This is a genomic window from Terrabacter sp. Soil810 (assembly GCF_001429645.1).
Classification (GTDB): domain Bacteria; phylum Actinomycetota; class Actinomycetes; order Actinomycetales; family Dermatophilaceae; genus Terrabacter.
The window spans coordinates 314877-326403 of the sequence record NZ_LMSW01000013.1 but is presented as its reverse complement, the minus strand read 5'-3'; the positions used below and the strand labels follow the sequence as shown (position 1 = coordinate 326403).

The following is an 11527-nucleotide window of genomic DNA, read 5'->3' as shown; positions in this document are numbered from 1 at the left end:
TCCCATGTCAGCAGCTCACAACGATGAGTCGCATTCCCTCAACCAACGTGCCCGGTCAGTACAGTTAGAGGTCGCGCCGAACGAGTCGGCGCAGCGCGAGCGCGGCGAGCGGGCGATAGCCGACGACCGCGAAGGCCGGTGCGTCGATGACGACCTCGGTCGTGCAGCCGCCCGGTGCGTGCCGGACGACGTGGTCGAGCCTGGCGTGCACCGGGCCGAGCCGCACGTGCCAGCTCCACTCCATCGCCTCCGGGTCGACGGCCAGCACCTCGAACGGCACCCGCACCCCCAGCGGCCCGACCACCAGGCCGTTGAGCCCGGGGGCGAGGCGGGGCGTGGCGGCGATGACCTCCTGGATCTGCGGCGACCACGTCGACCAGAGATCGAGGTTCTCGTATCGGGCCCAGGCGACGGCCGGGTCGGCTCCGCCGCTGGCCGTGATCGTCGCGCGCATGGTGGGCTCCCTCGTCGCTCAGGTGCGGTCGGCGTCCGGGGACGTGTGAGGGGATGTGTGAGGGGGCGTGTCAGGGGACGTGTCAGGGGAAGCGGCGGGGTCGGTGGTGGGGGCGGGTCCGTCGACGTTGACCGTCGGCGTGCCCGACCCGCAGCGCACGATGACCGCGCGGGACGTGCCGTCGCCCGGGTTGGACTCGCGGTGCACGGCACCTGCCGGCACACGGAGGAAGTCGCCCGGGCCGGCCTCGACGACGACCTCGCCGCCCGGCCCCGACTCGAGCCGCATCCGGCCCGAGACGACGTAGAGCGTCGTGTCGTGGTCGCCGTGGTGGTGCCAGCCGGAGACGGCGCCGGCCTCGGTGTCGACGGTGCCCGACCACATCGACTCGGTGTGCAGCGCGACCTGCCGGCTCATCCCCGGCGTCGGGTCGGCAGGGCTCAGGGCGTCGCCGGCGACGTGGCTGCACGGCTCGGCGGCGGCGGTCGGCAGGTCGGGGTGCTCTGTCATGCCCCCATCAAACCCCCGGAGCTCTAGCCTTGTCGTGTCCGTCAGCGAGATGAGGTGGGCCGTGGCAGCAGGGCGTGCAGGGCGTGCAGGTCGTGCAGGGCGCGTCGTCGTGGTCGGCGGCAGCATGGCTGGGCTGCTCGCGGCCCGGGCGCTCGCCGACCACGCGGAGTCGGTCGTCGTGCTGGAGCGGGAGCGGTTGTCCGACGAGGTCGCACCTCGCGGCCGCGTGCCGCAGGGCCGGCACCTGCACGTGCTCCTCTCGGCCGGCCTCGACCGGCTGCGGCAGTGGTTCCCGGGCATCGAGGAGGAGCTGACGTCGCTCGGTGCGGTCCCGGTCGACGGCTTCGGGGCGTGGGTGCACCAGGGCGGTGCGTATCGCGCCCGCGGCTACTGGGGACGCCCCGGCTTGGGCATGACGCGCCCCCTCCTCGAGCTCGTCGTCCGGCGGCGCGTGGCCGCGCTGCCCTCCGTGACGATCGAGGACGGAGTGACCGTCGAGTCGCTCAGGGTCCGGCAGGGTCGCGTCACCGGCGTGGTCGTCGCCGGAGAGGCGCGACCCGCGGACCTCGTCGTCGACTGCTCCGGGCGCAGCTCACGCATCGCCCACGACCTCGCGGCCGCCCGGCTGCTCGACCCGCCCGTCACCAAGGTCGGCATCGACATCGGCTACTCCTCCTTCTTCCTGCGCCGCGCACCGGAGGACTTCGAGGGGATGTTCCTCGTCAGCATCGAGAACCCGGGATCGTTCCGCGGCGGCGCCGTCGTGCCCGTCGAGGGCGACCGGTGGCAGGTGACGCTGTCGGGCGTCCACGGCGACGTGCCGCCCGCGACCGACGACGGGCTGGTGGACTTCGCCGCGACGCTCTCGACACCCGCGGTCGCGCAGCTCATCGCGCAGTGCGAGCGGGTCTCGGACATCCACACCTACCGCTTCCCGTCGAGCCAGCGCCGGCACTACGAGAAGGTGCGGGCACTGCTTCCGGGGCTCGTCACCCTCGGCGACGCGTCGAGCAGCTTCGACCCGATCTACGGGCAGGGGATGACGTCGTCGGCGCTCCAGGCGGCTGCGCTCGGCGCGGTCGCGGGTCGCGTCGGGATCCTGTCGGACGAGCTGCCGAAACGCTTCCACCGCAAGGCCGCCCGCATCATCGAGGCGCCATGGCGGATCGCCGTCGGTGGGGACTTCGGCCACCCCAAGACCGTCGGCGACCGGCCGGTCGGCACGGCCCAGCTCAACGGCTACATGGTGCGCGTCATCCATGCGGCCCACGCGTCCCTGCCGGTCGCCCGCTCGTTCAACCGGGTCCTCCAGCTCGAGGACCCGCCGGCCTCCCTCCTGCGGCCGTCGATGGTGGCGAAGGTGCTCCGCGCCTCGCGGAGGTCGCCGGTCGTGACCGGCGCCGAGGTGCGCCACCCCACCGTGGGCCCGCACCCGGTCGGCTGAGCCGCGGGGACCTGCCCACTCGACGTGGGGTGTGGTCGTGACGGACCGCTGTGTCACCGGGTCACTTCTTTGACAGGGTGGACGCATGAGGACCGACCACTTCATCCGATTCGAGCGCGTCGACTCCGTCGAGGAGACGGCGAGCGGCCTGCTGGCCCGCCTGCACGGGGAGAAGCTGCGCGTCGACGCCGTGCGCTCGGACGTCGTGCGCGTCCAGCTGAGCCGTGGCGGCGTGCTCGACGAGAAGCCGACGTATGCCGTGTGCATCGACCCGCTCGCCGTGCCCGAAGGCGGTGGCGCCGTCACGTGGCGGGCGGAGGAGTCGGAGGGTGCGTGGCGGCTCGTCACCGAGGACCTCGTCGTGACGCTCTGGCTCGACCCCTTCCGCGTCGACGTCCACCGCACCGACGGGTCGGTCGTCATCGAGTCGATCCCGGACTCGGAGGGCCGCTACTGGACGTACGCGACACTCAACGACGCGTGGACGACGCGCCGGCGCATCGGTCGCGACGACGCGGTCTACGGTCTCGGCGAGAAGGGCGGCCACCACAACCGGCGCGGCCGCGACTTCACGATGTGGAACACCGACGTCCTCAACGAGCACGCGACGGCCGAGTTCCGCGCGAGGCTCGACGCGGACGACCCGCGCGCCGACATGACGAGCGCCGAGTTCGACCCGTACTACGTGACGATCCCGTTCTTCTACCAGCGCGACGCCTCGACCGGGGCGGCGGCCGGCTCGTTCGTCGACAACGGCTACCGCGGCGAGTACGAGTTCAGCCGCGACGACGAGTACCGCGTCACCTTCCATGGCGGACAGTGGACGGAGTACGTCTTCGCCGGCGCCTCGATGGCGGGCATCCTCGAGCGCTACACGTGGCTGACCGGCCGTGCGTCGCTGCCTCCGATCTGGGCGCTCGGCTACCACCACTGCCGGTGGCACGCGTACAAGCAGCAGGACATCGAGGTCATCGCCAAGCGCTACCGCGACGACGAGTTCCCTTGCGACGCCATCTGGCTCGACATCGACTACATGGACGGCTACCGCGTCTTCACGTGGGACTCGGAGCGATACCCGGACCCCGCCGGCATGCTCAAGGGCCTGGCCAACCACGGCTTCCGGGCCATCTCGATCGTCGACCCGGGCGTCAAGCACGACCCCGGCTACGCGGTCTACGACGACGGTCTGGCGCAGGACGTCTTCTGCCGCACCGAGGGCGGCGACACGTACATCGGCCAGGTGTGGCCGGGCAACACGGTCTTCCCGGACTTCGCGACGCCCGAGGCGCGTTCGTGGTGGGGCGCACTCAACGCCCGGCACGTCGAGTCGGGTCTGGCGGGCATCTGGAACGACATGAATGAGCCCGCCACCGGCGAGATCGCGCCCCAGGCGATGCTCTTTGACAAGGGTCGCGCCAAGCACGAGCGCTACCACAACCAGTACGCCCTGCTCATGGCGATGGGCACGATCGAGGGCCTGCGGGCCGCCCGGCCGGAGGCCCGGACGTTCATCCTGTCGCGAGCCGGCTTCGCAGGCATCCAGCGCTACGCCGCGAACTGGATGGGCGACAACCAGGCCCGTTGGGACCACCTGTGGGTCAGCACCCCGATGGCGTGCGGCTTCGGACTGTCGGGCCAGCCCTTCGTCGGCGCCGACATCGGTGGCTTCCAGGGCGACACGAACCCGGAGCTCTTCCTGCGATGGATGCAGATGGGCGTGCTGACTCCCTTCTGCCGCAACCACTCCGAGACGAACAACATCGACCAGTACCCCTGGTCGTTCGGGCCCGAGATCCACGACCTGGCCCGCGAGGCGGTGCGCCTGCGCTACCGGCTCATCCCGTACATCTACTCGGCGTTCGTCCGGGCGACTGAGACGGGGGAGCCGGTGCAGCGTCCGCTCGTCCTTGACTACCAAGGCGATCCGGCCGTCGTCGACATCGACGACCAGTACCTCTTCGGCCGCGACCTGCTCGTCGCGCCGGTGAGCGAGCAGGGGCAGACGTCGCGAACCGTCTACCTCCCGGAGGGCGACTGGTACGACTGGCACACCGGCGAGCTGCACCACGGCGGCCAGCGGATCACGGTGGAGACCCCGCTCGAGCGACTCCCGCTCTACGCGCGCGCCGGCGCCGCGATCCCGATGTGGGCCGAGGCACCCGCCTCGACGGACGGTTACCGGCCCGAGTCGGTCGAGCTGCACGTCTTCGACCCGGTCGTCGACGGCCGCTGGGAGTCGGTGCTCGTCGAGGACGACGGCCTCACGGTCGCCGACGGCGAGGCCGAGCGCCTCACGACGACCGTCGTCGTCGAGCGCTCGGGCGGCGAGGTGTCGGTCGAGCACGAGACGTCGGGACCCGGGTATGCCGGTCACGCGCGGACCCGCTTCGACGTCGTGCGCCACAGCGCGCGCGAGTCGTAGACGACGCCAGGACGGGGCGGTCCGTTCGCTCGGACTGCAGCGAACGGCATACGCCCCCATCGGGTATGCCGTCGGGGCAGTCCGCTCGAGCGCCCCTTGAGCGGGTGACCCCCGAACGGAAGACTGGCGAGCATGGCTGACACGGCGGAGCGCGAGCAGGGCCAGGAGAGCGAGAGTCTGCTCACCGTCATCATCGCGCTGGCGATGAATGCCCTGATCGCCGTGGCGAAGTCGGTCGTCGCGATCATCACCGGGTCGGCGTCGATGGTCGCCGAGGCCGCCCACTCGTGGGCCGACGCGGGGAACGAGATCTTCCTGCTCATCGCAGAGCGTCGCGCGGGGCAGAAGCGCGACACGACGCACCCCTTCGGCTACGGGCGAGAGGCGTACGTGTGGTCGATGTTCGCGGCGTTCGGGCTCTTCGGCGCCGGCGCGGTCGTGTCGGTGTGGCACGGCATCTCGGTGCTCGGGCACGAGGAGCCGGAGACGTCGTACACGTGGGCGTACGCCGTGCTCGCCATCGCCTTCGTGCTCGAGAGCGTCTCGTTCGTCCAGGCGACGCGGCAGACGCGGTCCGAGGCGCGAGCTCTCGGGCTGCGGCCGCTGAAGTTCATCGCCAACACGTCGAACCCGACCCTGCGGGCGGTCTTCGCCGAGGATGCCGCGGCGCTCATCGGCCTGCTCATCGCAGGGCTCGGGATCTTCCTGCACCAGGTCACGGGCAACGCGGTCTGGGACGCGCTCGGCTCGATCCTCGTCGGTCTGCTGCTCGGTGTCGTCGCGATCTTCCTCATCAGCCGCAACCGCGACTACCTCGTCGGGCAGGCCGTGCGGCCGGAGCTGTGGGCGCGGGCCTTCGACGCCCTTCACGACAGTCCAGAGGTCGAGCGGATCACCTTCCTGCACCTCGAGTTCGTCGGGCCGGGGCGCGTCTTCCTCGTCGCGGCCGTCGACCTGACCGGTGACGACACCGAGTCGAAGGTGGCCGACCGTCTCGCGGTGCTCGGGCACGAGATCGAGAAGCACGAGCTCGTCGAGCTGGCGATGGTCACCCTGTCGCGGACGGACGCGCCGAGCATCGAGCGCCCGGCAGTCGCCTAGGAGTTTCTCGGCGGGCTCAACAGTCCCCAGGACTGCGCGTAGAGCCGACGGGATGTCTAGGGCTTGAGCTCCCACCCCGTACGAAATCCCCAGAAGTGTGCACATGGCTGCATATGGTGCGCCACACTCGATGGAAGGACCGCCGCCGAGCGGTCACAGGGATGCGAGCGTGAGGGGACCACGTGAGCCAGAACCAGCCTCCAGTCGTGCCGGACAACCGGCGTTTTGGCAGCCGCTTGGCGGACCGGGTGTTCCGTCCACGCTACGCAGGGCGCAGTGCGTTGACCGCCATCAGCCTGGCGATGTTCGTCGGCATCGTCTCGGTCGTGGCCATCGCGTTCGTGCTGACGTGGATGAACAGCCAGAACTTCATCCCCGCCGAGATCGCGATCGCGCTCGTCGTCATCCTCGGAGCGCTGGTACTCGTGCTCTGTGTCGCCTGCCTCTCCATCGTGCTGAAGCGACTGGCGCTGGCCGACAAGCGGTATGCGATGGGCCTGCCGGACGGCAGCATCCGGGCCATCCTCGCGCTCATGCTCGTGCTCCTCTTCGGCGTGGTGTCGGTCTTCCTCGTGGGGTCGGCGCAGCGTGGCGGCTTTGAGGGGCGCAAGCTGGACAACCTCTCCACCGCTCAGGTCGACGCGATCCCGGTGGACCAGGTGCTGTCGAAGGTCGAGACCTCGGACGGGTCCGGCCTGTATGACGTAGTCCTTGTCGCGGCGCCCAACGAGTCCTTCGACGACCTGTCCAAGCAGCTGCTGACGACTCTCGCGACGCTCGTGGTCGCCATCGCCGCCTTCTACTTCGGGGCGTCGACGGTCACGAACGCGGTCGAGACGGTGAACCCCAGGCGTCCAGCGGCGGACGACGGCGAGGGTGAGGAGATCACTGCCGAGGAGGCGGCGAAGAGGGCCGAAGCCGAGAAGGCCAAGGCTGCGGAGGCGGCGAAGCAGGCCGAAGTCGACAAGGCCAAGGCTGCGGAGGCGGCGGAGAAGGCTCAGGCTGAGGAGGCGGCGAAGCAGGCCGAGGCGGAGAAGGCTCAGGCTGAGGAGGCGGCGAGGAAGGCCGACGCCGACACGGCTCAGACCGAAGGCGCAGCGAAGACGCCAGGAGCCGAAGTTCCGCTGGTCAGCGATCCTGTTGTCGGGACGTCCGAAACGGCGACGGCAGTCGCATTCGCGGACACCGAGGTAGCCGCCAGACTCGCGCGGTCGACTCAGGCGTTCAAGGCGGTCGAGGCCATGGCGGTTGCCGCCCAGGCGGCCCTGGCCGAGCTGTCGCGCGTGAGAGTCGAGACGACCGAAGCCGCAGGCGACGCAGCAACAGGCACCGCAGCAATAGTGACGGGTGATGCAGCGCCATCGCAGGTCGGACTGGAGACTGGTGACGATGAGGCGCAGCAGCCGAACGGTCGGAACACCGAGGCTGACGCGAACCGCGAGTCGGCGGCTGGTCCGGGCACCGACGAGCACGGTGGGGACAGCGCCACAACCGCCTCGTCCACGACGTCGCGCGAGTCCACTCCCGGCACCGCCACGACAGAAGACGCGCCAGCCACGGAGCCGAGCACCCAGGAGCCCCCACCCGTCGCCGTCGCGGAGGACGAGGGCGAGGCGGACAGCTCCGGCGAAGGACCCGACGAGTCCGTCGGGCGCTGATCGTCCGCGCATGCCTCTGACCCCGACGGGGTCGGCGGGGTGCGGGGCGGGGGAGTCAGGTGTGCCAGGTGACCCCGGTGGCGGTGACCGTCGCCGTGAGGTCCCGCTCGTGGACCTCGGTGTGGTGCCTCGGGCAGAGCAGGGCCCCGTTGCTCACCGAGGTGCGGCCGCCGTGCCGCCAATGCTCCACGTGGTGCGCGTCGCACCAGGTCGAGGGGACCGTGCACCCGTCGAAGCTGCAGCCCTGGTCACGGGCGATGAGGGCGAGGCGCTGGCCTCGGGTGAAGAGGCGCTGACTGCGCCCGACGTCGAGCGGCTCGCTGTCACGGCCGAGCACCATCGGGATGATCTCGGCGTCGCAGGCCATCCGGCGCACGACCCCGGGCGACAGGACGTCGGCGGTGAGCGTGGTGCCGGAGCCGCGGACGTCGTCGACGAGTGACTCGAGGTCGATGAGGACGACGACCTTGGCCTTGTCGGTGGTCGGGACGCCGTCGGACGACGCGACCCCGCGCTGCACCACCGTCAGCAGGGCGTCCATCCGTCGTCGCGCGGGAGTGCGGTCGTCGGGCGTGACCGTGCGGCCGTGCTCGTCCTTCTCGGGGCAGGGGATCGACAGCGGGTCGATCGCGGCCTTGAGCACGGCCGCGCCCTCCGGGTCGAGCACGCCGCGCAGGCCGACCATGCCGGTGGCGTTGGGCGGCGTGAACCACAGGCCACGGGCCTCGCGGCGCCCTCGGTCGAGCCTGTCCTCGTCGCGAGGCGGCCGCACCTGCTCGGTGTGGTGCCGGACGAGACGGGCCAGCTCCTCAGGCCGCAGCCGCGGTGCCTGCTCGGTGACGTCGGCCAGCGCGGTGACGAGGTCGTCGGGGTCGGCCACCGGCGTCGTGCGCGCGTCGAACTCGACGATCTGCGCAGCGTTACCGACGGTGACCTGCTGGGTCGCCACGAGCAGCCGCAGCCGCGCCCAGCGTGCCTCGGCCAGGGCCGTGCCGACCGTGACGAACGCCTTCGCCTGCCCGGCCGTCAGGCTCGGGTCGTGGCTGCGTAGCCAGTCGGTGCGCGACAGCCCGTCGGGCGGCTCGATGCCGCGCGACACGAGCTCGGAGACGATGGTGACGAGCGTGACCTCGTGGGCGCGTCGTTGGTGCGCGACCCGCTCGGCCGCGGCCGTGAGCTCGGCCTCGGCGTGCCCCGTGAGGCCCAGCCCGGCCGCCGCCTCGAAGGCAATCGCCTCCTGCTGAGCGCATCGGCCGTCGGCCTCCGCTTCACGCTCCGCCCGGGCCTCCCCTCGCGCCGCGGTGGCCTCGACCCAGGACGGGTCCTCGACCATCTGCTCGTAGCCGGCGGCGTCGAGCCGTGGCATCCGACGCAGGTCGAGCGCCTCGAGAGCGTCCGCGTCGTCGAGCGCCAGTCCGGACCACAGCCCACTCGGCCGCGGCTCCGGTCGGACGTGGGGCGCCACGCGCCGGCCCCGTGCTCCCGCCAGTGCACCCGCTCGTGCGCCTGCCCGCGCTGACGGTCCGGTGGTCCGGGACGGGGGAGACGGCACACGCCCGGAGAAGCGCTCCCAGAACCCGCCCTCGGCCACACCGCCCGTGGCACGCTGGCGCGCCTCGAGGTCGGTGAGCCGGCTCCTCAGGAGCTCGAGCGTCGTGGGTTCCGTTGCCATGAAACAACTTTAGAGGCGACCACCGACAGTGCCCCGACCTCTGAACCGCCCTCGGCAGCACAGCCCTCACCCAGTCCCCGCGCAGCCCGCACCCAGCCCTCATCCGGCCGTCCACCAGTCCGCGCCCAGCCCGCACCCAGCCCGACGAACCCCGCGCCGCCGATCACCCGCCACCACACGGCATACGCAATCACCTGCGCCACAGCGGGATTCGCGTTCGGCCACGGGCGCGACGGGCCGAGAGTACGTTCCGAAGATCGGGGGATCGTCACCGTTCACGAGACCTTGAAGAGGTGCACCATGGGCAACACCCGTCGGCGGAGGGTGGCCGTCTTGGCCAGCCTCGGCCTCGCTTCCATCGCGTTCACGGCGATCCCGGCCGGTGGGTCGGCCAGTGCGGCGCCGCCGGGACACGCCCACGCCTCCCCGCACCTCAAGCATGCCCAGCCACTCAGGGTCAACGCGCTGCTCGACGGTCAGGACGAGGACAACGGTGCCGCCGAACCGAGCCTCTCGGCGCTGTGCCAGAGCTACCTCGGCGCGCCGAACCCCTACGGCAACCCGGCCCCGAACGTCGACGCGATCGTCGGCGACAGCATCGTGCAGGCCGGCTCGCAGACGGGCTGCGCGGCCGCGCAGAACGAGACGACCGTCGCGGTCAACCCGGCCAACCCGCGCAACATCGTGGCCGGCGCGAACGACTACCGACTCTTCAACTCGCGTGAGGGCCGCAACGACTCCTACGGCTTCGCCTACACGTCGATGGACGGGGGTGCCACGTGGACGAACGTCGCGCTGCCGCACCTGACCTTCTCGACGGGGGCCACCGGTGCGCTATCCGACATGGACGGGGCGGGCGACCCCGCCATCGCCTTCGGACCCAACAACACCGTCTACTTCGCCAACATCGCCTTCAGCCGGCTCAACGACGGCAGCGCGATCACCGTCAACGTCTCGCACGACGGCGGCGTCACGTGGGGCGAGCCCTCGATCGTGGCGCTCGACGGCGCGGACGCGAGTGGCAACCCCGTGCCGACCGACGTCTTCAACGACAAGGAGTGGATCGGGGTCGACCAGAGCAGCGGCGCCGCCTACGTGTCGTGGACCCGGTTCGACTCGACCGCATCGCCCATCGTCGTGTCGAAGTCGGTCGACGGCGGCGCGACGTGGAGCCCGCGCACCTCGGTCACGCCGACCTTCACCCCGGGCGGCGTCACGCCCTTCGACCAGGGCTCGTTCCCGCTGGTCGGGTCCGACGGGGCCGTCTACATCGCCTACGAGGGATCGGTCTGCCAGTCCCTCGCGTGCGACCAGGCCACCGACCACGACGCCGTCGTCGTGGCCAAGTCGACGAACGGTGGCGCGACCTTCAGCAGCCGGGAGGTGTCGGCCGACTACGACTTCCCCTTCAACCGGGACCTCCAGACCCCGGCCCTGACCGGCGAGAACTTCCGGATCAACAGCTACCCGTCGCTCGCCATCGACCGGACGAACAACCGCCTCTACGTCGCGTGGGCGGACGACCGGAACGGCTCCTACGACAGCTCCGGCCAGTCGATCAGGACCAACGGTGACGTCTTCGTCGCGACCTCCGGCAACGGGGTCCAGTGGCAGGCGCCGGTTGCTCTCGGCTCCGCGGCGGACGAGGTCTTCCCTGCCGTCGCCGCCTACAACGGGCGCGTCGCCGTCTCGACCTACACGCGCTCGTACAACCCCAACGGGGTCGGCCTCGACGTCGTCATGAACGGCGCGACCGGCATCGGCAACCTCAAGAAGTCGCCGACGACACGCGTGACCACCGCGACGAGCAACCCGCAGGTGCAGTTCGTGACCATCGGCGCCGTGTCGGGCCAGGAGCTGCAGGGCGCGTTCATCGGCGACTACACGAGCATCGCGATGGGCAGCGACCTCGTCGCCCACCCGGTGTGGACCGACTTCCGCGGCAACCCGACGCTGACCGGGTCGACGCCCAACCAGGAGGTCTACACGTCGTCGGTGCGCGTGCGCTGAGGTAGCGCTTGCTAGCGCCGACGTGGCGCTGACGTGGCGCTGACGCGCAGATGGCGTATGCCGGTGCGCCGGGTTCGTCCGGGCCCACCGGTTTCGTCGGCAATGGCACCAAGGAGCGGATCGTGCCCCTATCCTGAGCCCGCCGCACCACGGTGGGCGGCCCGACACAGGGGATCCAACGCATGCCCACTCTGCGCGCCGTCGCGGCTGCTTTCGCGGCGTCCTTGACGCTGACCACCATCGCCGTCCCGACAGC

Annotated in this window: 8 protein-coding genes; 5 read left to right on the top strand and 3 right to left on the bottom strand. The window is 71.1% G+C overall.

The window, feature by feature from the left end:
* Nucleotides 1-64 precede the first annotated feature (64 nt).
* The gene (locus tag ASG96_RS18340) at nucleotides 65-454 is read right to left on the bottom strand and encodes an SRPBCC family protein (RefSeq protein WP_057588847.1); all 390 of its coding nucleotides are present in this window, start codon (nucleotides 452-454) and stop codon (nucleotides 65-67) included.
* Between the two features lie 18 nt (nucleotides 455-472).
* On the bottom strand, nucleotides 473-964 hold the full coding sequence (locus ASG96_RS18335; RefSeq protein ID WP_057588846.1) for a cupin domain-containing protein: 492 nt from the start codon (nucleotides 962-964) through the stop codon (nucleotides 473-475).
* Between ASG96_RS18335 and ASG96_RS18330 the strand changes: the two genes are divergently transcribed.
* The 4 genes from ASG96_RS18330 (at nucleotide 963) to ASG96_RS18315 (ending at nucleotide 7589) form a co-directional block, all read left to right on the top strand.
* Nucleotides 963-2408, top strand: a complete 1446-nt coding sequence (locus tag ASG96_RS18330; RefSeq protein ID WP_082591874.1) for an FAD-dependent monooxygenase — start codon at nucleotides 963-965, stop codon at nucleotides 2406-2408. The two genes, ASG96_RS18335 and ASG96_RS18330, sit on opposite strands and share 2 nt — an antisense overlap.
* A gap of 85 nt (nucleotides 2409-2493) precedes the next feature.
* Nucleotides 2494-4830 carry a TIM-barrel domain-containing protein gene (locus ASG96_RS18325; RefSeq protein ID WP_057588844.1) on the top strand — a complete coding sequence of 779 codons (2337 nt, stop codon included), beginning with the start codon at nucleotides 2494-2496 and terminating at the stop codon, nucleotides 4828-4830.
* Nucleotides 4831-4962: 132 nt separating this feature from the next.
* Nucleotides 4963-5931: a cation diffusion facilitator family transporter gene (locus ASG96_RS18320; protein ID WP_057588843.1), complete on the top strand. Its 969-nt coding sequence runs from the start codon at nucleotides 4963-4965 to the stop codon at nucleotides 5929-5931.
* A 182-nt stretch (nucleotides 5932-6113) separates the two neighbouring features.
* Nucleotides 6114-7589, top strand: coding sequence for a hypothetical protein (locus tag ASG96_RS18315; protein ID WP_157610998.1), 1476 nt, complete (start codon nucleotides 6114-6116; stop codon nucleotides 7587-7589).
* Between the two features lie 55 nt (nucleotides 7590-7644).
* Here the strand turns inward: ASG96_RS18315 and ASG96_RS18310 are convergent, their stop codons facing one another.
* On the bottom strand, nucleotides 7645-9261 hold the full coding sequence (locus ASG96_RS18310; protein WP_057588841.1) for an HNH endonuclease signature motif containing protein: 1617 nt from the start codon (nucleotides 9259-9261) through the stop codon (nucleotides 7645-7647).
* A gap of 324 nt (nucleotides 9262-9585) precedes the next feature.
* Between ASG96_RS18310 and ASG96_RS18305 the strand changes: the two genes are divergently transcribed.
* The gene (locus ASG96_RS18305; RefSeq protein ID WP_235509222.1) at nucleotides 9586-11271 is read left to right on the top strand and encodes a sialidase family protein; all 1686 of its coding nucleotides are present in this window, start codon (nucleotides 9586-9588) and stop codon (nucleotides 11269-11271) included.
* Nucleotides 11272-11527: the final 256 nt, after the last annotated feature.

Coding starts and splice junctions, on each gene's coding strand:
- ASG96_RS18325 (WP_057588844.1), top strand. CDS start 2,494: ATGAGGACCGACCACTTCATCCGATTCGAGCGCGTCGACTCCGTCGAG.
- ASG96_RS18320 (WP_057588843.1), top strand. CDS start 4,963: ATGGCTGACACGGCGGAGCGCGAGCAGGGCCAGGAGAGCGAGAGTCTG.
- ASG96_RS18335 (WP_057588846.1), bottom strand. CDS start 964: ATGACAGAGCACCCCGACCTGCCGACCGCCGCCGCCGAGCCGTGCAGC.
- ASG96_RS18330 (WP_082591874.1), top strand. CDS start 963: ATGCCCCCATCAAACCCCCGGAGCTCTAGCCTTGTCGTGTCCGTCAGC.
- ASG96_RS18340 (WP_057588847.1), bottom strand. CDS start 454: ATGCGCGCGACGATCACGGCCAGCGGCGGAGCCGACCCGGCCGTCGCC.
- ASG96_RS18310 (WP_057588841.1), bottom strand. CDS start 9,261: ATGGCAACGGAACCCACGACGCTCGAGCTCCTGAGGAGCCGGCTCACC.